At 63.5% G+C, this 25,552-nt stretch carries 21 protein-coding genes; 6 read left to right on the forward strand and 15 right to left on the reverse strand.

Annotated elements, in window-relative coordinates; all coding sequences use genetic code 11:
• The first annotated feature begins 4 nt into the window (after window positions 1–4).
• From LPJGGPFB_RS01445 to LPJGGPFB_RS01455, 3 genes are all read left to right on the forward strand, one after another.
• Window positions 5–1,426: an FAD-binding oxidoreductase gene (locus LPJGGPFB_RS01445; protein WP_173418405.1), complete on the forward strand. Its 1,422-nt coding sequence runs from the start codon at window positions 5–7 to the stop codon at window positions 1,424–1,426.
• A 90-nt stretch (window positions 1,427–1,516) separates the two neighbouring features.
• Window positions 1,517–3,049, forward strand: coding sequence for an L-piperidine-6-carboxylate dehydrogenase (amaB, locus tag LPJGGPFB_RS01450; RefSeq protein WP_173418406.1), 1,533 nt, complete (start codon window positions 1,517–1,519; stop codon window positions 3,047–3,049).
• A gap of 25 nt (window positions 3,050–3,074) precedes the next feature.
• Window positions 3,075–4,307 carry a pyridoxal phosphate-dependent aminotransferase gene (locus LPJGGPFB_RS01455; protein ID WP_173418407.1) on the forward strand — a complete coding sequence of 411 codons (1,233 nt, stop codon included), beginning with the start codon at window positions 3,075–3,077 and terminating at the stop codon, window positions 4,305–4,307.
• A gap of 245 nt (window positions 4,308–4,552) precedes the next feature.
• Here the strand turns inward: LPJGGPFB_RS01455 and LPJGGPFB_RS01460 are convergent, their stop codons facing one another.
• Window positions 4,553–5,101 (reverse strand): cupin domain-containing protein, encoded by a 549-nt coding sequence (locus LPJGGPFB_RS01460; protein ID WP_065794728.1) that lies wholly within the window; start codon window positions 5,099–5,101, stop codon window positions 4,553–4,555.
• A gap of 147 nt (window positions 5,102–5,248) precedes the next feature.
• On the opposite strand from LPJGGPFB_RS01460, the gene aptA reads away from it, so the two are divergent.
• Window positions 5,249–6,586 (forward strand): omega-aminotransferase AptA, encoded by a 1,338-nt coding sequence (aptA, locus tag LPJGGPFB_RS01465; protein WP_173418408.1) that lies wholly within the window; start codon window positions 5,249–5,251, stop codon window positions 6,584–6,586.
• 95 nt (window positions 6,587–6,681) lie between these two features.
• Here the strand turns inward: aptA and LPJGGPFB_RS01470 are convergent, their stop codons facing one another.
• From LPJGGPFB_RS01470 to LPJGGPFB_RS01510, 9 genes are all read right to left on the reverse strand, one after another.
• Window positions 6,682–7,953: a glycerate kinase type-2 family protein gene (locus tag LPJGGPFB_RS01470; protein WP_173418409.1), complete on the reverse strand. Its 1,272-nt coding sequence runs from the start codon at window positions 7,951–7,953 to the stop codon at window positions 6,682–6,684.
• 5 nt (window positions 7,954–7,958) lie between these two features.
• Window positions 7,959–8,276: a Dabb family protein gene (locus LPJGGPFB_RS01475; protein ID WP_173418410.1), complete on the reverse strand. Its 318-nt coding sequence runs from the start codon at window positions 8,274–8,276 to the stop codon at window positions 7,959–7,961.
• Between the two features lie 8 nt (window positions 8,277–8,284).
• A complete protein-coding gene (locus LPJGGPFB_RS01480; RefSeq protein WP_173418411.1) occupies window positions 8,285–9,940 on the reverse strand; it encodes a GMC family oxidoreductase in 1,656 nt (551 codons plus the stop codon).
• A 106-nt stretch (window positions 9,941–10,046) separates the two neighbouring features.
• The gene (locus LPJGGPFB_RS01485) at window positions 10,047–10,826 is read right to left on the reverse strand and encodes a 3-ketoacyl-ACP reductase (protein WP_173418412.1); all 780 of its coding nucleotides are present in this window, start codon (window positions 10,824–10,826) and stop codon (window positions 10,047–10,049) included.
• A complete protein-coding gene (locus LPJGGPFB_RS01490; RefSeq protein ID WP_173418413.1) occupies window positions 10,823–12,319 on the reverse strand; it encodes a GMC oxidoreductase in 1,497 nt (498 codons plus the stop codon). Before LPJGGPFB_RS01490 ends, LPJGGPFB_RS01485 begins: the two co-directional genes overlap by 4 nt.
• Window positions 12,320–12,325: 6 nt before the next feature.
• On the reverse strand, window positions 12,326–13,441 hold the full coding sequence (locus LPJGGPFB_RS01495) for an ABC transporter ATP-binding protein (protein ID WP_115418910.1): 1,116 nt from the start codon (window positions 13,439–13,441) through the stop codon (window positions 12,326–12,328).
• 4 nt (window positions 13,442–13,445) lie between these two features.
• Window positions 13,446–14,327 carry a carbohydrate ABC transporter permease gene (locus LPJGGPFB_RS01500; RefSeq protein WP_173418414.1) on the reverse strand — a complete coding sequence of 294 codons (882 nt, stop codon included), beginning with the start codon at window positions 14,325–14,327 and terminating at the stop codon, window positions 13,446–13,448.
• Complete coding sequence (locus LPJGGPFB_RS01505; protein ID WP_173418415.1) at window positions 14,324–15,205, reverse strand: carbohydrate ABC transporter permease; 882 nt, start codon at window positions 15,203–15,205, stop codon at window positions 14,324–14,326. Before LPJGGPFB_RS01505 ends, LPJGGPFB_RS01500 begins: the two co-directional genes overlap by 4 nt.
• A gap of 181 nt (window positions 15,206–15,386) precedes the next feature.
• The gene (locus LPJGGPFB_RS01510; protein ID WP_173418416.1) at window positions 15,387–16,631 is read right to left on the reverse strand and encodes an ABC transporter substrate-binding protein; all 1,245 of its coding nucleotides are present in this window, start codon (window positions 16,629–16,631) and stop codon (window positions 15,387–15,389) included.
• A 304-nt stretch (window positions 16,632–16,935) separates the two neighbouring features.
• On the opposite strand from LPJGGPFB_RS01510, the gene LPJGGPFB_RS01515 reads away from it, so the two are divergent.
• The gene (locus tag LPJGGPFB_RS01515; protein ID WP_173418417.1) at window positions 16,936–17,988 is read left to right on the forward strand and encodes a LacI family transcriptional regulator; all 1,053 of its coding nucleotides are present in this window, start codon (window positions 16,936–16,938) and stop codon (window positions 17,986–17,988) included.
• A gap of 111 nt (window positions 17,989–18,099) precedes the next feature.
• Here LPJGGPFB_RS01515 and LPJGGPFB_RS01520 read toward each other — a convergent pair whose 3' ends face one another.
• From LPJGGPFB_RS01520 to LPJGGPFB_RS01540, 5 genes are read right to left on the reverse strand one after another with little or no spacing between them, the layout of a single operon-like run.
• Window positions 18,100–19,608 (reverse strand): aldehyde dehydrogenase family protein, encoded by a 1,509-nt coding sequence (locus LPJGGPFB_RS01520; RefSeq protein ID WP_173418418.1) that lies wholly within the window; start codon window positions 19,606–19,608, stop codon window positions 18,100–18,102.
• Window positions 19,608–20,387, reverse strand: a complete 780-nt coding sequence (locus tag LPJGGPFB_RS01525) for an enoyl-CoA hydratase-related protein (RefSeq protein ID WP_173418419.1) — start codon at window positions 20,385–20,387, stop codon at window positions 19,608–19,610. The genes LPJGGPFB_RS01520 and LPJGGPFB_RS01525 overlap by 1 nt, the downstream gene beginning before the upstream one ends.
• Entirely contained in the window at window positions 20,380–21,999 is a 1,620-nt protein-coding gene (locus LPJGGPFB_RS01530) for an acyl CoA:acetate/3-ketoacid CoA transferase (RefSeq protein ID WP_173418420.1), read from the reverse strand. The genes LPJGGPFB_RS01525 and LPJGGPFB_RS01530 overlap by 8 nt, the downstream gene beginning before the upstream one ends.
• A 4-nt stretch (window positions 22,000–22,003) precedes the next feature.
• Window positions 22,004–23,005: a Gfo/Idh/MocA family protein gene (locus tag LPJGGPFB_RS01535; RefSeq protein ID WP_173418421.1), complete on the reverse strand. Its 1,002-nt coding sequence runs from the start codon at window positions 23,003–23,005 to the stop codon at window positions 22,004–22,006.
• Window positions 23,002–24,045 (reverse strand): substrate-binding domain-containing protein, encoded by a 1,044-nt coding sequence (locus tag LPJGGPFB_RS01540; RefSeq protein ID WP_173418422.1) that lies wholly within the window; start codon window positions 24,043–24,045, stop codon window positions 23,002–23,004. Before LPJGGPFB_RS01540 ends, LPJGGPFB_RS01535 begins: the two co-directional genes overlap by 4 nt.
• A 317-nt stretch (window positions 24,046–24,362) precedes the next feature.
• Here LPJGGPFB_RS01540 and LPJGGPFB_RS01545 point away from each other — a divergent pair, with 317 nt between their 5' ends.
• Complete coding sequence (locus tag LPJGGPFB_RS01545) at window positions 24,363–25,535, forward strand: dihydrodipicolinate synthase family protein (RefSeq protein ID WP_173418423.1); 1,173 nt, start codon at window positions 24,363–24,365, stop codon at window positions 25,533–25,535.
• Window positions 25,536–25,552 lie beyond the last annotated feature (17 nt).

A 25,552-nucleotide genomic window follows, 5' to 3' on the forward strand; every position in this document is an offset into this window, starting at 1 on the left:
CCCGATGATCGAACAGGCACACATCGACGCGCTGACCGACATCCTTGGCGACAAGGGTGTGGTCACGCGCGCTGAAGACAGGCAAGCCTACGAGACCGGCGCCCGCTACGATCACGGCCTGGCCTCGGTCGTTCTGCGCCCGGCAACGACAGAGGAAACCTCGGCCACCGTTGCCTATTGCGTGCGCCACGGCATCGCCCTGATCCCGCAGTCGGGCAACACCGGACTGGTCTCCGGCTCGACCCCGGACGCATCCGGCAGCGAAGCGATCCTAAGCCTCGACCGCCTGACGAAAACCTTCGCGCTCGATCTCGACAACCGTTCGGTGCGCATCGATGCCGGGCTCCGGCTGTCCGATCTCAATCGCCGGCTCGAAGAACATGGCCTGTTCTTCCCCATCGATCTCGGTGCCGATCCGCGCGTCGGCGGCATGATCGCAACCAACACCGGCGGCTCGCGCTTCCTGAAATATGGCGACGTGCGCCGCAATGTGCTGGGCATGACCGTCGTTCTCGCCGATGAAGACGGCACCGTGCTCGATCTTCAGTGTGACCTGCGCAAGAACAACACCGGCGTCGACTGGAAACAGCTGTTCGTCGGCACGTCGGGCGCCTTCGGCATTATCACCGAATGCGTGCTCAATCTGGAGCGCCTGCCGCAACAGACGGCAACGGCGCTACTGGTGCCGGCAAGCGGCGCCCATGTGATGCCGCTGCTGCGCGCCATGGAAGAGCGGCTCGGCGCCTATCTCTCGGCCTTCGAGGGCATGTCGAGCAACGCCGTCAAGGCGGCATTCGCGCATGTGCCGTCGCTGAAGAACCCGTTCCAGGGCGGGCATGTGCCTGATTACGTGATCCTCGCCGAGATCAGCCGCAGCTGGGCACCACGCGAAGGCGAGCAGTCGCTCGACGCCGTGCTCGAAACCGTGCTGGCAGAGATCTGGGAGATGGAGACGGCACCGCTTGCCGACGCCTTCGTCGGTCCGCCGCATGAAATCTGGGCGCTGCGCCACGCGCTTTCGGAGGGTGTGAAGCACCTTGGCAAGCTGATCGCCTTCGACGTCTCCTTCCGCCGGGGTGACATCATGGCCTTCTGCGACCATATGAAAGCGGAAATGCCGAACAAGTTTCCAGGCGTCTCCGTCTGCGACTTCGGCCATATCGGCGATGGTGGTGTACACTTCAATCTCGTGGTGGCGAAGGACAGTCCGCTTCTCGGCGATCCGACTTTCGAGCCGCGTTTGCGAGAATGGGTTTTCGCCGTGGCCGTCGAGGAGTATCACGGCAGTTTCAGCGCGGAACATGCGATCGGCCGCCGCAACCAGGCCTATTACGACCTTTATACAAACGACAAACTCAAGGACATGGCCGCAGGCCTGAAGACGCTCACCTCGCCGGGGAAACTCGGCAGCGTGCGCTTCGGATAGGCCCGAGCGGAATGAGGAAAAGTGTTTGCGCTTTTCCGCCCACATTCCGCTCTAACCAATGATCTAAGACAGGAAAACGGGAGTCAGACCATGAACATTGCAACGAAGAAGATCGACGTCACCAAGGAAGCAGCAGCGCTGCTCGAAAAGATGGGCGTCGTCAAGGAACTCTACACCGGCGGCGACATGCCGTCCTTCAGCCCGGTCACCGGCGAGCAGATCGCCAGCCTGAAGACGGTTTCGGCCGCGGAAGCTGCCGCCAAGATCGACAAGGCCCATGAAGCCTTCAAGGCCTGGCGCCTGGTGCCGGCGCCCAAGCGCGGCGAACTGATCCGCCTGCTCGGAGAAGAGCTGCGCACCTTCAAGGCCGACCTCGGCCGCCTGGTTTCGATCGAAGCCGGCAAGATCACCTCCGAAGGCCTCGGCGAAGTCCAGGAAATGATCGACATCTGTGATTTCGCAGTCGGTCTGTCCCGCCAGCTTTACGGCCTGACGATCGCCACCGAGCGTCCCGGCCACCGCATGATGGAAACCTGGCATCCGCTCGGCGTCGTCGGCGTCATCTCCGCCTTCAACTTCCCGGTCGCCGTCTGGTCGTGGAACACGGCGCTGGCGCTCGTCTGCGGCAACTCCGTCGTCTGGAAGCCGTCGGAAAAGACCCCGCTCACCGCGCTTGCATCGCAGGCTATCTTCGAGCGTGCGCTTGCCCGCTTCGGCGATGCGCCGGAAGGCCTGTCGCAGGTTCTGATCGGCGACCGCACCGTCGGTGAAGTCCTGGTCGACAACCCGAAGGTGCCGCTGGTTTCGGCAACCGGTTCGACCCGCATGGGTCGCGACGTCGGCCCGCGCCTTGCCAAGCGCTTTGCCCGCGCCATCCTCGAACTCGGCGGCAACAATGCCGGCATCGTCTGCCCGTCGGCCGATCTCGACATGGCGCTGCGCGCCATCGCCTTCGGCGCCATGGGCACCGCCGGCCAGCGTTGCACCACCATGCGCCGACTGTTCGTGCACGAAAGCGTCTACGACCAGCTCGTTCCGCGCCTGAAGAAGGCTTACGGTTCCGTCTCGGTCGGCAACCCGCTCGAAACCACCGCCCTCGTCGGCCCGCTGGTCGACAAGGCTGCGTTTGACGGCATGCAGAAGGCGATCGGCGAAGCCAAGGCCCATGGCGGCACCGTCACCGGCGGCGAACGCGTCGAACTCGGCTATGCCAACGGCTACTACGCCAAGCCTGCCATGGTCGAAATGCCCAAGCAGGCCGGTCCGGTTCTCGAAGAAACCTTCGCGCCGATCCTCTACGTCATGAAGTACAGCGACTTCGACGCCGTCGTTGCCGACCACAATGCGGTCGCTGCCGGCCTGTCCTCGTCGATCTTCACCCGTGACATGCAGGAAGCCGAACTCTTCCTGGCGGTCGACGGCTCGGATTGCGGCATTGCCAACGTCAACATCGGCACCTCGGGCGCCGAAATCGGCGGCGCCTTCGGTGGCGAAAAGGAAACCGGCGGTGGCCGCGAATCGGGTTCCGATTCCTGGAAGGCCTACATGCGCCGCGCCACCAACACGGTGAACTACTCGAAGGCTCTGCCGCTGGCGCAGGGCGTTTCGTTCGACATCGAATAACCGGCGACATCGAGTAGGATCGACCATGACCATCAACGCAACGGTCAAGGAGGCGGGCTTCAAGCCCGCCTCGCGGATCTCCTCGATCGGGGTATCCGAAATCCTGAAAATCGGCGCACGCGCCCAAGCAATGAAGCGCGACGGCAAGCCGGTCATCATTCTGGGCGCCGGCGAACCGGACTTCGACACGCCCGACTATGTCAAGGATGCCGCCTGCGCGGCGATAAAGCGCGGTGATACCAAATACACCGCCCTCGACGGCACGCCGGAACTGAAGAAGGCGATCCGCGAAAAGTTCCAGCGCGAAAACGGCCTTGCCTACGAGCAGGACGAGATCACGGTCGCCACCGGCGCCAAGCAGATCCTGTTCAACGCCATGATGGCGACGATCGATGCCGGCGACGAAGTCGTCATCCCGACGCCCTACTGGACCTCCTATTCGGATATCGTCCAGATCTGCGAAGGCAAGCCGGTGCTGATCCCCTGCGACGCGGCCACGGGCTTCCGCCTGACCGCCGACAAGCTCGAAGCGGCGATCACGCCCAGGACGCGCTGGGTGCTCCTGAACTCGCCGTCCAACCCTTCGGGTGCCGCCTACAGCGCCGACGACTACCGGCCGCTGCTCGACGTGCTCCTCAGGCATCCGCATGTGTGGCTGCTGGTCGACGACATGTACGAGCATATCGTCTATGACGGCTTCCGCTTCGTTACGCCCGCCCAGCTGGAGCCGCGCCTGAAAGACCGCACCCTGACGGTCAACGGCGTCTCCAAGGCCTATGCCATGACCGGCTGGCGCATCGGTTATGCCGGCGGCCCGCGCGACCTGATCAAGGCGATGGCCGTCGTCCAGAGCCAGGCAACCTCCTGCCCTTCGTCCGTCAGCCAGGCCGCTTCGGTGGCTGCCCTGACCGGCCCGCAGGAGTTCCTCAAGGAACGCACGGCCAGCTTCCAGCGCCGCCGCGATCTCGTCGTCTCCGGCCTCAACGCCATCGACGGCCTCGACTGCCGCGTTCCGGAAGGGGCTTTCTACACCTTCTCCGGCTGCGCCGGCATGCTCGGCAAGGTCACGCCTTCGGGCAAGACCATCGAGACGGACACGGACTTCTGCGCCTATCTGCTCGACGATGCCCACGTCGCCGTCGTTCCCGGCTCTGCCTTCGGCCTGTCACCGTTCTTCCGCATCTCCTATGCGACATCGGAAGCGGAGTTGAAGGAAGCGCTGACGCGCATCGCCGACGCCTGCGCGCGGCTTTCGTAACGCGGCATTCGCCCCTCACCCTAGCCCTCTCCCCGCTTGCGGGGAGAGGGGACACCGTCGAGCGTGCAGCCGCGGCCCACTTTCCCTGGATAAACAGGTTTTCACGTCAGCGCCGGTGCGCGCGGAAATAGCTGCGTCCCGATAAAGCTCGAGAGGGATCGTGGAGCACGCCGCATGTCCCTTCGCCCCGCCTGCGGGGAGAATGTTGCGGCAGCGGGATGAGGGGCAATTCCAAACTCCTCCCCTCAAAACGTCGGCGGCGTGCAGGCGCTGATCACCTCGCAAGGCACCGGCCCGACACACCGAAACCGGTGTGGCCGCCGGCTCTCGAAATAGTACGCATCCCCAGGCCCTAGAATCCGCCGCTCGTCGTCGACGGTCACCTCTATGCGCCCCGACAGCACGATGCCGCCCTCCTCGCCGTCATGCACCAGCGGTACTTTTCCGGTGTCCGCGCCCGGCTGATAACATTCCTTCAGGATCTGCAAGCTGCGGCCGAAGAGGTTTTCGCCGATCTGGCGATAGGAGATCGGGCCCTTGCCGATCTCGACCAATTCCTCCGCCGCATAGAACGCCTTGCGCGGTCGCTCCGGCTCGAACGAGAAGAATTCCGCCAGCCCGATCGGAATGCCGTCGAGGATGCGCTTCAGTGCGCCGACGGAAGGATTGGACGCGTTTGATTCGATCAGCGAAATCGTCGAGTTGGTTACACCGGCCCGTTTGGCCAGTTCACGCTGCGACAGATTGTGCATCAGCCTGAGGTGACGAAGCCGGTTTCCGATGTCGACGCTCATGGCTATCCATCCAGGTGTTCAGGTTGTTCGAAATACCGCAACTTCAAAGATATCGAACTATAAAAATCAATGGCTTGAATGACATCAGAAAAGGACTTGTTTGGCAATTCAAATCATGGCGTCAATCGCCGACCTCAGGAGGATGCCATGAACCAGCACACCAAGCCCAACGCCCCGGTACTCGACAGCTACTGGATGCCCTTTACCGCCAACCGGCAGTTCAAGGCGGCCCCGCGCCTGCTCGCATCGGCCGAGGGCATGCACTACACCAGCACCGATGGCCGCACGATCCTCGACGGCACTGCCGGCCTCTGGTGTGTCAACGCCGGTCACGGCCGCCGCCAGATCGCCTCTGCGGTCGAACGCCAGCTGACGACAATGGATTTCGCGCCCTCCTTCCAAATGGGCCACCCGATCGCCTTCGACTTTGCCGAACGCCTCGCCGAGATCGCACCAGGCCCGCAAGGCCAGAAGCTCGATCGCGTGTTCTTCACCGGCTCGGGCTCTGAATCGGTCGACACTGCGCTGAAGATGGCGATCGCCTATCAGCGCGCGATCGGCCAGGGCACCCGCACGCGCCTGATCGGCCGCGAGCGTGGCTATCACGGCGTCGGCTTCGGCGGCATTTCGGTCGGCGGCATTCTCAACAACCGCCGCGTCTTCCCGCAGCTTCCCGGTTCCGACCATCTGCGCCACACCCACGATCCCGCGAAGAATGCCTTCGTCAAGGGCCAGCCCGAGCACGGCGCCGAGCTTGCCGACGATCTCGAACGGCTGGTGGCATTGCACGGCGCCGAGACCATCGCCGCCTGCATCGTCGAGCCGGTTGCTGGCTCGACCGGTGTGCTGATCCCGCCGAAGGGTTATCTCGAACGCCTGCGCGCCATCTGCGACAAGCACGGCATCCTCCTGATTTTCGACGAGGTCATCACCGGCTTCGGTCGCCTCGGCGCGGCGTTTGCCACCGACTTCTTCGGCGTGACGCCTGATATGGTGACGGCTGCCAAGGGGCTGACCAACGGCGCGATCCCGATGGGCGCCGTCTTTGCCAGCCGCAAGGTCCACGACGCGCTGATGCACGGTCCGGAAAACGCAATCGAGCTGTTCCACGGCTACACCTATTCCGGTCACCCCGCCGCCTGCGCCGCCGGCATCGCCACGCTCGATATCTACCGCGACGAAGGCCTGATGACCCGTGCCGCCGATCTGCAGGACGCCTGGCACGACGCGATGCATTCGCTGAAGGGCCTGCCCTATGTCATCGACATCCGCACCATCGGCCTGATCGCCGGCATCGAGCTGCAATCGCGCGACGGCGCCATCGGCGCCCGCGCCTATGACGTCTTCGTCGATTGCTTCGAAAAGGGCCTGCTGATCCGCGTCACCGGCGACATCATCGCCTTCTCGCCCCCGCTGATCGCCGACGAAAATCACTTCGGAGAAATCGTCTCGATCCTCGGCGATGCGCTGAAGCGCGCCAAGTAAAACAAAACGACACCGCCGCCGAGATCGTCGGCGGCGGTGTCGCATTTTCCGATTCAAAGCTGAATCCGGCTAGCGTCCCAGCGCGCGCTTGCGCCCTAACGGATCAGCATCGCCCTGAAGTCATTGACATTGGTTCCGGTCGGACCGGGTACGAACAGATCGCCGCTCGCCGAAAATGCCGACCAGGCATTGTGGCGGGCCAGATGCGCGCGCGGATCGGCGCCCGCAGCCCGCATGCGGGCAACGCTTTTGCCATCGGCAAAGGCACCGGCATTGTCCTCGGATCCGTCGATGCCGTCGGTGTCCGCCGCCAGGGCGTCGACCCCGTCGAGCCCTTCGATGTCGAGCGCCAGCGACAGCAGCAATTCGCTGTTGCGGCCGCCCTTGCCGTAGTCCTTGCCTGTTATCGTCACCGTCGTCTCGCCGCCGGACAGGAGCACGACCGGCTTTTCGAACGGCCGATTGCGCAGCGCGACTTCACGCGCCAGAGCGGCATGCATGCGGCCGATATCCCGCGCCTCGCCTTCGATGGCATCCGACAGAATGCGGGCCTCGACGCCCAACTCTCTAGCCCTGCCCGCGGCCGCCTGCAGCGAGACGCTCGCCGAAGAGATCACATGGCATTCGTGCCTGCGGAAAATCGCATCCGATGGATCGGGCGCATGCGCTCGTTCGGATCGCAGATGCGCCATCACGCCTTCGGGAAGGACCATGCCATAGCGATCGACGATCTCAAGCGCTTCCTTCACTGTCGAGCCGTCCGCCACCGTCGGGCCGGAGGCGACGAAAGCCGGATTGTCGCCGGGCACGTCGGAGACGACGAGGGTGACAACACGGGCCGGACCGGCGGCTGCAGCCAGGCGCCCGCCCTTGATGCGCGACACATGCTTGCGCACGACGTTCATCGCAGAGATCGGCGCGCCGGAGGCAAGCAGCGCCCGGTTGACCGCGATCTCGTCGGCAAGCGTCAGCCCCTCCGGCGGCGCCGGCAGCAGCGACGACCCACCGCCTGAGATCAGCGCAACGACCAGATCGTCAGCCGTCAGGCCTCGAACCAGGCCTATCAGTTCTTCAGACGCCCGCAGGCCCGCCTCATCCGGCACCGGATGGGCGGACTGCAGCACGCGAATGCGCTCGCAGGGCTCGATCGGGCCGTGGCGGGCAACGACAGTGCCCGTCAGCGGGGGATCCCACAGTTTCTCGAAGGCCGCCGCCATCTGGCTTGCGGCCTTGCCAGCCCCGACGACGACCGTTCTCCCCTTCGGTTTTTCCGGCAGATGCGCACGGATCGCCTCATAAGGGTCGGCAGCACGCACGGCCGCCTCGAAAAGAGTGGTGAGAAAGGCACGCGCATCGAAATCTGCCATATCCGTCAATCCGGGATTTCGAGGTCGTAGACGAAGATGCCGTCGATGCCGCCCTCTGCGGCTGCAACGATCTTCGCGCCGGTCTTCTGGTGCTCCGGATCGGCGAGATAGGCATCGCGCGCGCCGGCATCGGCGAAGTCGACGATGAAGCCTTCGGCATAGCCCTTGTCCATACCGATCTCCGGGCTGACATTGGCACCCTCATGGGTCGCAAGAAGGCCGGGAAGCCGGCTTTTCAGCCCGGCGATCTCGGCGAAGATCGACGTTTTCTCCTCCGCCGAAATCTCCGGACGGAAGCAAATGAAGACACAGTGGCGGATCATGATTTTCCTCAGCGGATATCGGCGCGGGCGCGCGGCCTGGTATCGTTTCGTTCATGGGCGAAGATCGCCGGCGGCAGGGGCTGGCGCTCGCGAATGATGTCGGCGCCCTTTTCGCCCATCATGATCGTCGGCCCATTGGTGTTGCAAGAGGGAACGCGCGGCATGACCGAACTGTCGCAGACGCGAAGCCCCTCCAACCCACGCACCTTCAGATCGAGCCCGACCACGGCCATGGCGTCAGTGCCCATCTTGCAGGTACCGACAGGATGATGGTCGGTCTTGGCATTGGCGCAGCCATAATCGAAGAACTGCTCATCCGAGACGACGCTATTGCCCGGCAAGCGTTCGGCCAGCACGAACGGCTTGAGTGCAGCCTGCTGCATGATCTCACGGGCGAGCTTAAGCCCTTCGATCGACATCTTCCGATCGTGCGGGTCTTCCCAATAATTGGGGTCGATCAGCGGGGCTGCGGCCGGGTCGGCTGCGGATAGCCGCACAGTCCCACGCGAGCGCGGATGCAGATAGGCGGAATTCAAAGTCACGCCAGCGTTCTTCAGCTTTTCGACGCCGGCCTCGATGCCGGAGCCGAGGCCGAGGTGGAACTGGATATCCGGCGAGCGGGCGTCGGGATCGGCGTACCAGAAGCCGCCGGTCTCGAAGAGCGAGGATGCCACTGGACCGGAGCGGAACAGCACATATTGCAGCCCCGCCCAGAGCGTATGATGAAGTTTCGCGACGCCGTCGTAGGTATGGTCGCCGGTGCATTCGGAAATGACGAAGAGATCGAGATGATCCTGCAAGTTTCCGCCGACGCCAGGCAGGTCGTGCTTGATGCCAACGCCCACCGATTTCAGGTGATCCGCCGGCCCGATGCCCGACTGCAAAAGCAGCTTCGGCGAGCCGATGGCGCCGGAAGTGACCAGAACCTCGCGTTCCGCCCGAATGGTCTCGCTGCCCTTGGCCGTGACAACTTCGACGCCGACGGCACGAGTGCCCTCGAGCACGATCCGGGCGACGCGCGCGCCGGTACGCACAGTCAGATTGCGGCGATCCTTGATCGGCGAGAGATAGGCAAGCGACGCGCTCGATCGGCGGCGATTGCGCTGCGTCAGCTGGTAGAAGCCGACGCCCGCCTGCTGGCGACCGTTAAAATCGTGATTGTAGGGAATGCCAAGCTCCTGGCCGGCGCGGATATAGGCATCGCAGATCGGCAGTGTCGCCACGGGCATCGAGACGCCGAGCGGCCCGCCATAGGAATGATAATCGTCAGCAAAACGCTGGTTGTCTTCGGCGCGCTTGAAATAGGGGAGAACGCTGCGATAGTCCCAGCCGGTGCACCCGTCCTCCGATGCCCAGAGGTCGTAATCGGCGGCATTGCCGCGGGTGTAGAGCTGGGCATTGATCGACGAGCCGCCGCCGATGACTTTGGCCTGCGTATAGCGCAGCACCCTGCCCTTCATGTGCTTCTGCGGCACGGTCTCCCAGCCCCAGCTGGCAACGCCCTTGGTCATCTTGGCAAAACCGGCCGGCATATGAAACAGCGGGTTCCAGTCACCGCCGCCCGCCTCCAGCAACAGCACGCGCACGGACGGATCCTCGGAAAGGCGGTTGGCGAGAACGCAGCCCGCGGGGCCGGCGCCGGTAATGATGTAGTCGTATGTCATTTGCTGTCTTCCTCCACGGCCCGACCATTTGGAACGATCCAAATTTCCGACGTGACAAACCCGAACTTTGCTCGCCCGTGCGAGCTGATGAATGACTGCACTTTTCCTAGAGTCTTCCGATCGACAGGCCGCCATCCGCCTGGATGACCGAGCCGGTGGCAAAACCGAATTTTCCGCCGGCAAGGCTGGCGGCGATATTGCCGATGTCCTCGGGTTCACCCCAGCGCTTCATCGGCACGAGACCACCGTCGATCAGGGCGTCGTACTTCGCCGAAACGCCGGCGGTCATGTCGGACCGGATGATACCCGGCCGGATCTCGAAGACGGCGATGCCGGTGTCGGCCAGTCGCAGGGCAAGTCCCTGGCTGAAGGCGGCAAGACCGGCCTTGCTCATGCAATAGTCGAGCCGCTCGGGCGAACTCATGGCCGCCGAAACCGAGGTGATGTTGATGATCGAGCGTGTCGCCGCGCCGGGCTCGTCGGCCAGCATCGAGCGCAGCACCGCTTGCGTGAAGAACACCGTGCCGCGCAGATTGGTGGCAACGATCGTGTCGAAATTCTCCGGCTGCAGATCGAGGAAGTCACCGCGCACGACGGAGGCGATGCCGGCGTTGTTGACGAGGCAGCGGATCGGGCCCAAGTCCTTGCGGATACGCTCGACGGTCCCGGCATGCGCGCCGACATCGGCGAGATTGGCTTCGAGATAGATGGCGCGGCCTCCCCCAGCCGACAGCTCGGCAAGCGTCGCTTCCGTCGTCTGGTCGGCGGCGCCAAGGCCGGTCAGCGCGATATCGAAGCCGTCACGCGCCAGCGCACGGGCAACGCCAAGACCTATGCCGCGCCGGCCACCGGTCACGATCGCAACGGGACGCGCCGATGTCGTCATGCTGTGAGCTCCTTGGCAACGATATGGTCGGCGACGCGCAACGCCTGTGCCGCTACCGTCAGCGCCGGGTTGACGGCGGCCGAGGTCGGCAGAAAGCCGGCGTCGACGACGAAAAGGTTTTGATGGTCGAAAGCGCGGCAATAGACGTCGAGCGGCGCCTTTGCCGGATCGGTGCCCATTCGGACCGTGCCGCACTGATGCGACGGCGTGCGCTTGTCGAAGGCCTGGGACAGCACGATCGGATAGCCCGCGGCCTTGAAATGCCCACGCATCTTGGCTTCGAGCCCGGAGAGCGCCTCCATGTTGGAGCGCCGCCACTGCATGATGATGCCCCGGCCGTCGACCATGATCCGGCTTTCCGGGTTCGGCAGATCCTCCGTCATCATGTACCAGTCGACAGCGTGGCCGGCCATGAAGTCAAGCGCGAAACGCGGCGCCCACATCGGCGCATTGGCCTTGAGGATGTCGCCGTTGATCTTGCCGAGCAGTTGGACATTGCCGAGCGGCAGGCCGTCCCTGCCACCGGTCAGGTAATAATCGTTCAGCATCAAAGTCTTCTGGTAGATGCTGTCGTTTCGCTTGAACGGATTGATCGCCAGCATGGCGCTGCAATTGTGGTTCATGAAGTTGCGGCCGACCTGGTCGGAGGTATTGGCAAGCCCCTTGCCGTCGCCAGAACGCAGCAGGAGCGCAGCCGAGTTGATCGCGCCCGCTGACAGGATCATCAGCTTGGGAGACAGCCGCTTCTTCTCGCCCCGATGGGTGTAATGGATCGCCTCGATCCGGCCGCTCGGACCTGCCTCCAGCGTGTCGACATGCGCCGATGTGATCAGCTCGATATTGGGGTCGTTCAGCGCGGCGGCCAGCGACGCGGTCTCGGCGTCCTTCTTGCCCTTGCCGGTGTTGGGAAACCCGTCCCAGGGCGTGCGCCCGCCGGCAAGCCAGGTGTCGATGTCGACCCCGAGCGGCAACGTCGCCGGATGGAGCCCCTGCGCCTTCAACTCGGCGCGGGCGCGGGCAATGGCCGGCTCGTCCGGCACCGGGCCGTGAGGATAGGGCGAGGCATGGAACGGCTCAGTCGGGTCGTCGCCCAATTCGCCGCGAACTTCGAACAATCGCTCGGCCTTGCCGTACCACGGCTCCAGCTCGTCATAGGCAAAGGGCCAGGCCGGTGAGATGCCGCCGAGATGCTGCATCTCGGTGAAATCCTCGGCGCGGTAGCGCAGCAGCACCGCGCCGAAGAGCTTGGAGTTGCCTCCGACGAAATAGAAATTCCCCGGATTGAACTCAGTGCCGTCAGCCTCGCGCCACATCTCCTTCGGCCTGAAATGGCCCTTGACGAAGATCGAGCTGTAGCTGCGCGCTTCCGGCGTGTCGGGCAGACGTTCGCCGCGCTCGAGGATGACGATGCGCGCGCCGGAGCCGGCAAGTCCCGCCGCCACGGTGGAACCGCCAATGCCCGACCCGATGATGACGATATCCGGCTGCTGCATCGTTCGTTACGCGATCCGCTGCTGCGTCTGAGGGTCGAAGAACACCGCCTTGTCGAGATTGAAGGCGAGCTGCGACGTCTGGCCGGGCGCGATGCGCGCATCGGCACGCAGGCGGGCAACGACTTCCTTGCCGCCCAGCCGGGTGACCGCAAACGTGTCCGAACCGGCAGGCTCGACCACCTCGATCAGGCATTCGCCCTCGACGATCGCCTTGGCATTGCGGTCGGCACCGTCAGGGTCGGTGAGCGCCTCCGGGCGAATGCCGAAGACGACGTCCTTGCCGGCATAGCCGGAAAGCGCGCCGCTGGCATGCGGCACGGTCAGCTTCATCGGCTCGGCGTTCGGGCGCGCCAGGGTGACGGCAACATCGGCGCCGTTCTTTTCGATCCGCGCGGTCAGAAGGTTCATGGCCGGCGATCCCATGAAATCGGCGACGAACATGTTGGACGGGTTGTTGTAGATCTCTGCCGGCGTTCCGAACTGCTGCAGCACGCCGTCCTTCAGCACCGCGATCTTGGTTGCGAGCGTCATCGCCTCGATCTGGTCGTGGGTGACGTAGACGATCGTCGTCTTCATCCGGTGGTGCAGGCGCTTGATCTCCGTGCGCATGTCAACACGCAGCTTGGCGTCGAGGTTCGACAGCGGCTCGTCAAACAGGAAGACCTGCGGGTTGCGAACGAGCGCACGGCCCATGGCGACGCGCTGGCGCTGGCCGCCGGACAGCTGGCTGGGTTTTCGATCCAGCAGATGGCCGATCTGCAGCATGTCGGCGACCTGCTTGATTGCCTTCTCGCGTTCGTCCTTCGGCACGCCGCGGATTTCCATGCCGAAGGCGATGTTGCCGGCGACCGTCATGTTCGGATAGAGCGCATAGGACTGGAACACCATGGCGATGTCGCGCTTCGACGGATGCAGATCGGCAACCGACCGCCCATTGATGGCGATCTCGCCCGAGGTGATCGGCTCCAGGCCCGCAATGGTGTTGAGCAGCGTGGACTTGCCGCAACCCGACGGGCCGACCAGCACGAGGAAGCCGCCTTCGTCGATCTCCAGATTGATGTCCTTCAGGATCTCGAGCGAGCCGTAGGATTTGCGCAGGTTGCTGATTTTGAGGAACGACATGGGCTTATCCTTTCACGGCGCCGGACATCAGCCCGCGCACGAAGTAGCGGCCGGACACGATGTAGACGATGAGCGTTGGCAGGGCGGCGAGGATCGCGCCCGCGAAGTGAACGTTGTATTCCTTGACCCCGGTCGACGACGAAACGAGGTTGTTGAGTGCCACCGTCATGGGCGTCGAGGACGCGCCGGAGAAGGACGCCCCGAACAGGAAGTCGTTCCAGATATTGGTGAACTGCCAGATGACCGAGACGACGATGATCGGGCCGGATGACGGCAGCATGATCCGCCAGAAGATCTGGAAGAAGCTGGCGCCGTCGATCTGTGCGGCACGCACGAGCTCCGTCGGGAAGGCTTCGTAGTAGTTGCGGAAATAGAGCGTGGTGAAGCCGAGGCCGTAGATCACGTGAACGAAGATCAGGCCCCAGATCGAGCCGGCAAGGCCGATGATCCCCAGCACGCGCGCCATCGGGATCAGCACGATCTGGAACGGGATGAAGCACGACAGGAGCAGCATGCCGAAGAAGATGTTCGCGCCGGGGAAGCGCCACTTGGTCAGCACGTAGCCATTGAGTGCACCGATGATCGTCGAGATCGCGACAGCCGGCACCACCATCAGGATGGAGTTGATGAAGAACGGCTTCAGGCCCGTCGGCTGCACCCCGATCTGCGCCTTCGACCAGGCCTGAAGCCAGGGCTCGAAGGTCAGGGTCTGCGGCAGGTTGAGCATGCCGCCCTGGCGGATCTCGTCGAGCGGCTTCAGCGAATTGGCCAGCATCACGTAGAGCGGCAGCAGCGAATAGAGCGCAAAGACGATCAGGATCGTGTAGATCAGCGCCCGCATCAGGCGGTTGTGCGAGATGACATTGTCTGGGCTGGGGGCGCTCATGAGCGTTTTCCTCCGCGGATTTCGGAGTAGAGATAGGGAACGATGATCGAGAAGATCATCACCAGCATGATGATGGCCGACGAGGCGCCGATGCCCATCTGGTTGCGGGTGAAGGTGTAGGAATACATGAAGGTCGCCGGCAGTTCGGTGGCCTGGCCCGGCCCGCCGCCCGTCAGCGCGATGATCAGGTCGTAGGCCTTGATCGCGAGATGCGCGAGAACGACGAAGGCGGAAAGAAAGACCGGCCGCATCAGTGGAATGATGATCCGCCGGTAGATCGTCGACGTCGGTGCGCCGTCGATCTGCGCCGCCTTGATGATCTCGTTGTCGACGCCGCGTAGACCAGCAAGGAACATCGCCATGATGAAGCCGGTCGATTGCCAGACGGCCGCGATCACCACGCAGTAGATGGCGTAGTTGCGGTCCTTGATCCAGTTGAACGAAAAGCTCTCCCAACCCCAGAGGTGCATGGTGTTTTCAAGGCCGATGCCGGGATCGAGGAACCACTTCCAGGCCGTACCGGTGACAATGAACGACAGCGCCATCGGATAGAGATAGATCGGCCGCAAAAAGCCTTCCGCCCGGATCTTCTGGTCGAGCAGGATTGCCAGTCCAAGCCCCAGCACCGAGCAGATGACGATGTAGAGCGAGGCGAAGATCGCCAGATTGCTCACCGCCCGCCACCAGTGCGGCAGGGCCCAGAGCTTCTGATAATTGCTGAAACCGACGAAATTGTAGGACGGCAGCATCTTGCTGTCCGTCATCGACAGGAAGCCGGTATAGGCGATGAAGCCATAAACAAAGATCAGGACGATAACGAAGCTCGGGGCAAGGACCAGTTTCGGTATCAGGTCCTGCAGGCGACTGCGGTTATCCATGAACGTTCACCACTTCTGGCGCTCAGCCATCGGGGACCCTCCCCGGTACGGCATCCACGCAGGTTCTTGGTATCAAAACGCCTCCTCGCGTCCGCGGTGAAACGCGGCGCTTGAAAGACGCTTGCATGTCAGAATGGGTGTCCGGGACGCCTGTTTCGCGTCCCGGACCGGGTCTTGCCCGTTACTTCGCAGCCGCAACGGCGGCGACGAGTTCCTTGACTGCCTCGTCGGAGGTCAGTTCACCGTTGAACTCGCGCGTCACGACGTCGTAGATCGCGTTCTTGACGGCAGCCGGATTGGCATGGCCATGGGCCATCGAACCGAACAGCGTGCCGTTGGTGTTGGCTTCGGCGAGATCCTTGATGCCCTTCTTGCCGCAAGCGTCGAAGTCCGTGTCCGGAACGTCGGTGCGGGCCGGAACCGAACCCTTGACGACGTTGAACGCCGACTGGAAGGTCGGGCTTTCGATCGCCGATGCCATTTGCAGCTGAGCCGGGATCTTGTCATCGGCAACCTTGAACATCGCGAACTGGTCGGAGTTGAAGGTGACGGAGCCCTGCGTGCCCGGGTAGCGCATGCAGACGAAATCGGTGCCAGGCACCTTCTTCGCCTTCAGGAATTCACCCTTGGCCCAGTCGCCCATGAACTGCATGCCGGCCTTGTTCTCGATGACCATTGCCGAAGCAAGGTTCCAGTCGCGGCCGGAGAAGTTGTCGTCCACATAAGAGCGCAGCTTCGTCATGCGGTCGAAGGCTTCCTTCATCTTGTCGCCACCGAGTGCTGCCGGGTCGAGGTCGATGAAGGCCTGCTTGTAGAAATCGGTGCCGAGCGAGAGCACGACAGCGTCGAAAATCGTCGCGTCCTGCCACGGTTGGCCGCCATGGGCGATCGGCGTGATGCCCTGAGCCTTGAAGTTGTCGAGGAGCGCGACGAGCTCTTCCCAGTTCGTCGGCTCCTTGCCGCCGGCCTTGTCGAGAGCTGCCTTGTTGATCCACACCCAGTTGGTCGAGTGCACGTTGACCGGAGCGGCGATCCAGTGGCCGTCATACTTCGAGAACTGCTGCAGGGCCGTCGGGATGACCTTGTCCCAACCTTCCTTGGATGCGGTCTCGTCCAGGTTGCCGAGCGCGCCTTCCTTGGCCCAGTCGAGAATATCGAAGCCGAGCATCTGCACCGCGGTCGGGGCGTTGCCCGAGGTGACGCGAGCGCGAAGCACGGTCATCGCTTCCGTGCCGCCACCGCCGGCGACCGGCATGTCGGTCCAGGAAATGCCCTTGCCTTCGAGGTCCTTCTTCAGGACGTCGAGCGCGGCAGCTTCGCCACCGGATGTCCACCAGTGCAGCACTTCCACGTTCTCTGCTGCGCGCGCGGCCGTGGCCGCCATCATCAGCGCCACAACAGCCGTCGTCTTCATCAACTTGCGCATCGTTATCCTCCCGTTTGCAAGTTATCGAAGCGGAACCTCCTCCCGCCTCGGATATCGCACCGCCTAAGGCGGCGGCTGGCCAATTTAAAACGTTATAAATTCAGCAAGTCAAGCATTCCGCACGCGTGCGCTTCTCCACCTCAAGAAGCAATTGAATTTACTGACTTATATACAGCTTCAGACGTTTCGCAGTGCAGCAATCCTTGCCGCGACGCAAGATTTAAAACGTTTTCATGATTCGATTGCCTAAGCGTTCGTGCCACGTTACAAAAGCCGCTCTTGACCGCCTTGAGGATGACTAGCATTGGCCGATCCCTCCAAGCCCGCCCGTTCCGAAGACAATGGCCTGGCCGCCCGACGCGGCAAGCCGACCCTTCGCACGATCGCCGAGATCACCGGACTTGCGGTCACCACCGTTTCGCGCGCGCTTGCCGAAGCGCCGCAGATTTCCGCCGAGACGCGCAGGCGGGTGCGCGAGGTGGCGATCGAAATCGGCTACTCGCCCGACCGCGCCGCCCAGCGGCTGAAGACCGGCCGCACCAACGTCATTGCCGTTCTGCTCGACCCGCACGAGGAAATCCTCGGCTACGGCACCTCGATCATGAGCGGCATATCCAAGGCGCTGCAGGGCACGTCCTACCATGTGATCGTCATGCCGAACTTCCTCAACACCACCAATGTCGAGGCGGTCAACTACATCACCCGCAACAGCATGGCCGACGGCGTGATCTTTTCGCGCACCGAACCGCTCGATCCGCGTGTCATGGTGTTGTCCGAGATCGGCTTTCCGTTCGTCACCCACGGGCGCACCGAGCTTTCGACGCCGCACGCCTATGTCGACTACGACAACTTCACCTTCGCCTATCAGGCAACCCGCCGCCTGATCGCCAAGGGGCGCCGCAAGCCGGCGCTGATCAGCGGCCCGGCCGGCTTCACCTTCACCGGCCATCTGCAACACGGCTTCATGACTGCGGTGCGCGAGGCGGGCTGCGCCTACGAAATCCTCTCCGGCATCGATCTCGACAGCCCCGCCGGCAACATTCGCGACCGTGTGCGCCAGCGTTACACCGAGGCCGACCCGCCTGACAGTTTCATGTGCGGCGGCGAGGTCTGCGCTCTTGCCACCATTACCGGCATGAGCGATTGCGGACTGACGCTCGGTAACGAATATGACATCGTCGCCAAGCAGACGTCGCACTTGCTGGGCGCGATCCAGCCCCAGGTGGAGACGATCTACGAGGACCTGACGGCCACCGGCGAAGACATGGGCCGCGTGCTGCTGCAGCGTATCGGCGGCGAAACCGACGTCAGCAAGCTGCAGCTGCTGCTTTCTCCGCAGATCCCCGCCAACTGGTAGATACCGGGCCGAGGCGCACGACAACGACAGGCCCGCGGCGCGCGATGGCGCCTCGTCCCGTTTCGTTGTTGCGATCCCTGCCCTCATCATCCGTCTCCTCACATCCCGCAATTAGCGCGGCATCCACCAACCGGTGCGCGCGCCGATATGCATGTTGAGCGTCTTGGTTTCCGTGTAGTCTTCAACCGCATGGCGGCCGAGTTCGCGGCCGAGGCCGGACTGGCGATAGCCGCCGAAGGGCAGCTCGGAGGCACCGTCCATGAAGGTGTTCATCCAGACCGTGCCCGCGCGCACGCGACGACCGATGGTCATGCAGGTGTCGAAGTCGCGGCTCCAGACGCCGGCCGAAAGACCGTAGTCGATCGAATTGGCAATACGGATGGCCTCGTCGGTGGTCTCGAAGGTCAGCACCGACAGCACCGGCCCGAAAACTTCTTCACGGGCAACGGCCATGTCGGGCCGAACCTGAGAAAGAATGGTCGGCGCCATGAACTGACCCATGCCGAGATCGAGCGTTTCGCCGCCATGAGCGACCGCTGCACCGTCCTTCGATGCGGCAGAAACATAGCCGGCAATCTTTTCCAGGTGCTGCGGCGTGATGATCGCCCCGACCTGGGTTTCCGGGTCGAGCGGATCGCCGACCTTCACCTTGGCCGAGAGCGCCGCGATGCGCGCCGTCACCTCGTCGGCGATATCGCGATGAAGGATCAGCCGCGAACCGGCATTGCAGCATTCGCCGGCGTTGAAATAGGCGCCGAACACCGCCGCGTCGATAAACTCGTCGAGGTTGGCATCGGGAAAGACGATCTGCGGGTTCTTGCCACCGAGTTCGAGCGACACCTTCTTCAAGGTCTGCGCGGCATTGGCCATCGTCAGACGGCCGACGCCGGTCGAGCCGGTAAACGAGATCATGTCGACATCGCCATGCGTCGTCATCGGCGCGCCGACCTCCGGACCCGTGCCGGTGACGATGTTGACGACACCGGCCGGCACGCCGGCAGCTTCCAGGATTTCGCCGAGCACCAGCGTCGAGGCGGAGGTCATTTCGGAAGGCTTGACCACCGTCGTGCAGCCGGCGGCGAGCGCAAAAGGCAGCTTCTGGCTGACGATCAGGAACGGGAAATTCCACGGTGTGATGATCGAAACGACGCCGATCGCTTCACGCAGGACGACGCCGAGCGTGCCGTCTCCCAGCGTATTGTAGCTTTCGCCGTGAAGATCGCGGGCAAGGGCTGCGGCATAGCGCCAGATATCGGCAGCGCCGCCAAGCTCACCCTTGGCCTGGCTGATCGGCTTTCCGGATTCGATCGCATCGAGGAAGGCAAGCTCGTCGGCGCGCGCGGCAATCATATCTGCCGCCTTGAGCAGGACCAGCGACCGCTCGGACGCCGTCATGCGTGGCCAGGGACCATCGTCGAAGGCGCGGCGGGCGGCGGCGATCGCCCGTTCGGCATCGACGCCGGAGGCCGCCTGATATCGGCTGACGACGACACCGTGGCCCGGTGCGACGCGCTCGATGGTACGTCCGTCAGCGCTGTCGACCCATTTGCCGTCGATCAGCATCTGGAACGTGCGCACCTTGTGATCGTTGAGTGCCTTGGGCCTCACCAGAACCGTCATTACCATTCTCCCTTGAACTGGGCTTCGCGCTTTTCGGTAAAAGCGGCGACGCCTTCCCTGAGATCGCCGGTCTTGGCGACGAGGATGGAGCCGAGCGCTTCGACCGCAGCACCTTTGTCCTCGCCGTCAGCGCAAGCGATCATCAGCTTTGAAATTTCGAGTGCGGCCGGACCGCGCTTGGCAACGCGCGCGGCGTAGTCCCGCGCGGCCTGCATCACCGTGCCGGTCTCGACGACGGCATCGACCAGGCCTTCGGCTTTCGCCGTCTCGGCCGTAAACATCTCGCCGCCGAGGACCATGCGCCTAACGATCTGGGCGCCGAAGCGGGTGACGAGACGCTGGGTCCCCGACCAGCCGGGAACCATGCCGAGGCTCGTTTCCGGCAGGCCGATCCTGATCTGGCTTTCGGCGATGCGGATGTCGGCTGCCGCGGCCAGTTCCAGGCCGCCGCCGAGCGCATGGCCGTTGAGGGCAGCAATGACGGGCATTCTGAGCGTTGCCAGCCGTTCGAAGACGCGATGGCCGAAGCGCACCCAGTCATGGCCGAAGGCGGCCGCATCCATGCCGCCCCAGGCCTTGATATCGCCGCCGGCCGAAAATGCCTTGCCCTCACCCGTCAGGATCAGCACGCGGACCTCGCGGTTCGCCTCGACCGTGTCGCAGGCGCCAGCCAGGGCCTTCAGCATGTCGATATCGAACGCATTGAGCTTTTCGGGACGGGCAACCGTCATGGTCGCGATCGAGCCGTCGATGGCGATCCGGATGCGATCCTCAGACACGGGCGCCTCCCCCGAGCGTGCGGGCAGGCTTTGCCGGCAATGTCAGGCTGATCGGCGCTTCGTGGAACAGCGCCGCATCCATGGTCTTCAGCTGATCGGACACGAGAAGCGGAAACTCGGACTGGTCGAGGATATGCGTCTGCAGATCGACACCCGGCGCGATCTCGGTCAGCATCACACCCTCGGGCGTCAGCTTCATCACGCAGCGCTCGGTGACATAGGTGATGTCCTGCCCCTGCTCGATGCCGCGACGGCCTGAGAAAGTGACATGTTCGACCTCGTTGACCAGCTTCTTCAGCTTGCCTTCCTTGTCGATCACCAGTCTGCCACCTTCGACGGCAAGCTTCGCGCCGGCATTGAACATGCCGGAAAAGACGATCTTCTTCGCCCGCGCCGTGATGTCGACGAAACCGCCGGCACCGGCTGTCACATGCGGACGGAAGGAGAGTTTCGAGACATTGACCGAACCGTTGCGATCGATCTCAAGGAAGGACAGCAGCGAGGCATCGAAACCCGCCCCCTGGAAGTAGGTGAACTGGTATGGCGAGGGCATGAAAGCGTCAGCGTTCGAGGCGCAGCCAAAGGCGAAGTCGAGGAGCGGCACACCACCGACAGCCCCCTGCTCGATCACCCAGGTGACGGCCCCATGCAGGCCTTCCTCGAGCAGGATGCGCGGCACGTTGGCCGAAATGCCGAAGCCGAGATTGACGGCGCTTCCCGTCTGCAGTTCCTGCGCCACCCGGCGGGCAATCACCTTCTGGATGTTGAATTCCGGCACGCGGAAACTGTCGAGCGGGCGGAAGATCTCGCCGGAGATGGCCGGATCATAGAGCGTCTGCGTCGTCTGTTTCTGGTCGGGATCGACGACGACATAATCGACGAGCACGCCGGGTACCCGCACGTCGTGCGGCTTCAACGAACCTTCCTTGGTGATGCGCTTGACCTGGGCGATGACGATGCCGCCATTGTTGCGGGCGGCCAGCGCCTGGTCGAGACCGCCGAGATAAGCGCCCTCATGTTCATAGGTGAGGTTGCCTCGCTCGTCCGCCGTGGTCGCGCGGATGATCGCCACCTGAGGCGCGATCGCCTTGAAGTAGAGCCAGTCCTCGCCTTCGAAGGAAACCTTCTTGACCACCGGTTCGGCTGCGGCGGAAGCATTCATGGCGCAGCCTTCACGCGACGGGTCGACGAAGGTGTCGAGCCCGACCTTGGTCATGACGCCGGGGCGCTTGGCCGCCGCCTCGCGGTGCATGTCAAACAGGATGCCGGAGGGAACGTTGTAGGCGGCCACCTCGTCGGCGCCGATCATCTGCCAGATCACAGGCGGTTCGGCGCTCGACGGACCTGATGGGTAGGAGCCGCCGATGATCTTCTTCAACAGCCCCTTCTTGGCGATATAGTCGACACCCTTGATGCCGCTCATGTCGCCGGCGGCGATCGGGTGCAGCGTCGTCAGGTCACGCGGATGGCCGGTCGCCTCGAAGCGCTCGCCGATCGCCTTCAGCATCAGGTCCGGGCAGCCAAGGCCGCTCGAGGACGAGACCGAAACGACCGCCCCATCGGGGATCAGAGCGGCGGCTTCAGCGGGTGAAATATGCTTGTTCATCGACATCAACTCAAAGTCCCGTTTCGATCGCCACGGCCTGGCCGGTCGCCGCCGCCTTGACGACGGCAAGCCCGGTTGCCAGCGACCAGACACCGTCCTCGCCGGTTGCCGACGGCTGGCCGTTGCCTTCGATGGCGGCATGGAAGGCGGTGAGCGCCGTCTCATAGAGATTGGCCGGATCGAGCGGCAGCAGGCTTTCGCCCTCGGCGTTGCGCAAGGTGACGGTGCCGACCGGCTTCTGCGTCATGACATTGCGGCCGATCAGCGAGCCCTCCGTGCCATGCACCTCGAACCCGGTTTCGGCAAATTTGGTGGTGAAGGCGTCGTGGAACTGAGCGATCACGCCGGAACGGAAGCGCAGGACGCCCATGACGCCGTCTTCCAGCCCCGCCTTGCCCATGCCGGCACTATGGCTGATGGCGACGGCTTCGGCCGGATCGTCGTTGAGCACGAAGCGCAGGGTATCGGCATCGTGCACGGTGATGTCGAGGATGACGCCGCCGCCGGCTTCCGGCCGCTCCAGCCGCCAGCCCTGCAGATGCGGCGGCAGATAGACGGCATGAAAGACCCTTGCGGCAATCGGCCGGCCGATCCGGCCTTCGGCGATAGCGGCCCGCATCGCCCGGTGGGCGGCAGCGTTGCGCAGGTGATGGTTGGTGGCCAGCACCACGCCGGCTTCGCGCGCCGCAACAACCATGTCGCGCGCATCCTCAAGCGTCATCGCCAGGGGCTTTTCGCACAGCACATGCTTGCCGGCGCGGATGGCCGCCAGCGTCTGCTCGCGGTGTAGCTCGTTGGTGGTCGAGACATAGACGGCTTTGACATCGGGATCACCAGCCAGGTCCTCGACCGACGTCACCGACTTGCCGATGCTGTTTTCCGTGGCATAGAGAGCACCGCGCTCGGCGCTGGTGCTCATCACCGAGATAACCTCGCCACCCGTCGCGCGGATTGCGCCGATCACCCATTCGCGCGCGATCGTGCTTGCGCCGATCAGACCCCACCCTGTCATGACAATGCCTCCCTCGTTTTGCGCTCGATCGCAGCACCGCAACTCTGGCGAACGACGAGACGCACCGAACCGATGATCGATTCTGCCTCTGCCCTTCCCGCATTGATCTGCTTCAGCAGCAATTCCGCCGCCCGCTGCCCCATGCCCTGCGGATCGACCGACACGGTCGTCAGCGCCGGCACCGCGGTCTTCGCCTCGATCACGTCGTCGAAACCGATCACGGCAAAGTCGGCGCCCGGCTCCAGCCGCCGCGCCCGCAGTCCGTCGCAGACGCCGAAGGCGACCGCGTCGTTGAAACAAAGTGCGGCCGTCGGCCTGTCGGAAAGCATCATCGCCTGTTCGATCGCCGTCACGCCGCCGGCGCGCGATGGCGCCGAACCGATGACCAGCCCGTCTGCCGCATCGAGCCCGGCCTCAAGCAAGGCTTCGCGGTATCCGCGCATGCGCGCCTCGAACACTGCCGTATCCGGGAACCCGCCGAGGAAGGCGATGCGTCGATGCCCGCGGTCGATCAAGTGGCGCACGGCCGCCATGGCGCCGGCATGATTGTCGGACGTGAGTGACGAAACGCCGGCATCGGCGATATCGCGAACGACGAGCACGACGGGAATGCCGCTCTCGACCAGCGGCGCCAGATCGGCCGCCTCGGTGCCACGCGCCGGCGAAATGATCAGCCCGGAAACCCCATGCTCGCGCATCGAGGCCACCACCTCGCGCTGGCGCTCGATCTTTTCGCTGGTGTTGGCGAGAAACTGGACGAAACCGGCCGACTGCACGACGGTATCAACGCCCACCGCCAGCTCGGCAAAGAAGCTGTTGGTCAGATCGTTGACGACGATGCCGATGATCTTCGACTTGGATTGGCGCAAATTGGCGGCGCTGCGATTGTAGACATAGCCAAGCTCACGAATGGTCGCGTTGACCTTGGCGCGCGTGACTTCATTGACCAGCGAGCTGCCCTGCAGGACGAGCGACACGGTCGACTTCGACACGCCGGCTGCGCGGGCAATATCGACCACCGTTACCCGTTCCTTGACCACAGCATCCTCCCAAACGTGCTCTATTTTTCACATTCATAATTGGAACGTTCCAAATTCGTCAAGAGGAATTTGCTTTTGGCGCGATGTTATCGGTCAAGACTGACCAAGGAAGCAGGGACATCCGCGACATTATCCGTGATCTTCGAATGCTGGTACTTAAGATAACATTGACTATTTACAACGGCTTATCGTGACGTTAGCGCCACTCTTACTGATCGATGACCACGCTTCGCGAGACGATGGCGAGAAATGCTGCTTGAAATTTGGAACGATCTAAATTATTCGAATGCAACGGTCCGAGGAGGAGACGAAAGCCGATGACAAGCCTGACGTTGCCACGCCAAGATGGTTCACTCGAGCAATACCGGCTTGCCGGAACGCCGATCGAGCGGCCGAAGTCGGCACCGACCTTCAGCCGCATCGCCTATGCCGCAGCCCACGTGGTCTCCGATCCGCTCCGCGATGCCGATCCCTGGGGCAATGCCGCCATCGACTGGGAGCAGACGATGGCCTTCCGCCATCATCTCTGGGGCCTGGGCTTCAAGATCGCCGAAGCGATGGACACGGCCCAGCGCGGTATGGGCCTGGCCTGGCCTGGCGCGCAGCAACTGATCCGCCGTTCGCTCGCAGAAGCCCGAACCGTGCCGGGGGCCGATCTTGCCTGCGGCGCCGGCACCGATCACCTTTCACCGGCCGATGCCCGTTCGCTCGACGATGTGATTGCCGCCTATGAGGAACAGATCGGCTTCGTCGAGGGTGAGGGCGGCCGCGCCATCATGATGGCAAGCCGCGCGCTCGCCCGCGTCGCCCGCTCGCCCGACGACTATCGTCACGTCTATGGCCATATCCTGCGCCAGACGAAGGGCAAGGTGGTGCTGCACTGGCTCGGCGACATGTTCGATCCACAGCTTGGGGGTTACTGGGGAGCCGACGATTTCGATGCGGCGCTCGATGCCGTGCTGTCGATCATCGATGCCAACCGAGACAAGGTCGAAGGCATCAAGATCTCGCTGCTCGACAACGCGAAAGAAGTCGTGCTCCGCAACCGGCTGCCGGAAGGCGTGCTTTGCTTCACCGGTGACGATTTCAACTATGCGGAACTGATCGAGGGCGACGGGGAAAAATACAGCCACGCGCTTCTCGGCATATTCGATGCGGTGGCACCTTCGGCCTCCAAGGCGCTCGCGGCCCTGGCCAGGGGCGATGTGGCCACCTTCCGCGGCGTGATCGAGCCGACGGTGCCACTGTCGCGCAAGATCTTCGAGGCTCCGACACAATACTACAAGGCCGGCGTCGTCTTCCTCGCCTGGCTGAACGGCCACCAGAGCCATTTCACCATGCCGGCAGGCATGCAGTCGGCCCGTGGCCTGCTTCACTATGCCGACATCTTCCGGCTTGCCGACCAGGCCAATGTGCTCGATCGGCCGGACCTTGCCGTAAAGCGGATGCAGAACTTTCTCGCGACCCTTGGCGTAGAGCAGGCCGGCTGAAAGCGAAAACGGCGCCC

Origin of the sequence: Ensifer adhaerens (assembly GCF_013283195.1) — a bacterium.
Lineage (GTDB): Bacteria > Pseudomonadota > Alphaproteobacteria > Rhizobiales > Rhizobiaceae > Ensifer > Ensifer adhaerens_G.

Bases quoted from the DNA above. Each gene is read 5' to 3' on its own strand.
- LPJGGPFB_RS01530 (WP_173418420.1), bottom strand. From the start codon at position 21,999: ATGTCGATGAACAAGCATATTTCACCCGCTGAAGCCGCCGCTCTGATC.
- amaB (WP_173418406.1), top strand. From the start codon at position 1,517: ATGAACATTGCAACGAAGAAGATCGACGTCACCAAGGAAGCAGCAGCG.
- LPJGGPFB_RS01470 (WP_173418409.1), bottom strand. From the start codon at position 7,953: ATGGCAGATTTCGATGCGCGTGCCTTTCTCACCACTCTTTTCGAGGCG.
- LPJGGPFB_RS01495 (WP_115418910.1), bottom strand. From the start codon at position 13,441: ATGTCGTTCCTCAAAATCAGCAACCTGCGCAAATCCTACGGCTCGCTC.
- LPJGGPFB_RS01475 (WP_173418410.1), bottom strand. From the start codon at position 8,276: ATGATCCGCCACTGTGTCTTCATTTGCTTCCGTCCGGAGATTTCGGCG.
- LPJGGPFB_RS01480 (WP_173418411.1), bottom strand. From the start codon at position 9,940: ATGACATACGACTACATCATTACCGGCGCCGGCCCCGCGGGCTGCGTT.
- LPJGGPFB_RS01500 (WP_173418414.1), bottom strand. From the start codon at position 14,327: ATGAGCGCCCCCAGCCCAGACAATGTCATCTCGCACAACCGCCTGATG.
- LPJGGPFB_RS01485 (WP_173418412.1), bottom strand. From the start codon at position 10,826: ATGACGACATCGGCGCGTCCCGTTGCGATCGTGACCGGTGGCCGGCGC.
- LPJGGPFB_RS01510 (WP_173418416.1), bottom strand. From the start codon at position 16,631: ATGCGCAAGTTGATGAAGACGACGGCTGTTGTGGCGCTGATGATGGCG.
- LPJGGPFB_RS01505 (WP_173418415.1), bottom strand. From the start codon at position 15,205: ATGGATAACCGCAGTCGCCTGCAGGACCTGATACCGAAACTGGTCCTT.
- LPJGGPFB_RS01455 (WP_173418407.1), top strand. From the start codon at position 3,075: ATGACCATCAACGCAACGGTCAAGGAGGCGGGCTTCAAGCCCGCCTCG.
- LPJGGPFB_RS01490 (WP_173418413.1), bottom strand. From the start codon at position 12,319: ATGCAGCAGCCGGATATCGTCATCATCGGGTCGGGCATTGGCGGTTCC.
- LPJGGPFB_RS01545 (WP_173418423.1), top strand. From the start codon at position 24,363: ATGACAAGCCTGACGTTGCCACGCCAAGATGGTTCACTCGAGCAATAC.
- aptA (WP_173418408.1), top strand. From the start codon at position 5,249: ATGAACCAGCACACCAAGCCCAACGCCCCGGTACTCGACAGCTACTGG.
- LPJGGPFB_RS01460 (WP_065794728.1), bottom strand. From the start codon at position 5,101: ATGAGCGTCGACATCGGAAACCGGCTTCGTCACCTCAGGCTGATGCAC.
- LPJGGPFB_RS01520 (WP_173418418.1), bottom strand. From the start codon at position 19,608: ATGACGGTTCTGGTGAGGCCCAAGGCACTCAACGATCACAAGGTGCGC.
- LPJGGPFB_RS01535 (WP_173418421.1), bottom strand. From the start codon at position 23,005: ATGACAGGGTGGGGTCTGATCGGCGCAAGCACGATCGCGCGCGAATGG.
- LPJGGPFB_RS01445 (WP_173418405.1), top strand. From the start codon at position 5: ATGATCGAACAGGCACACATCGACGCGCTGACCGACATCCTTGGCGAC.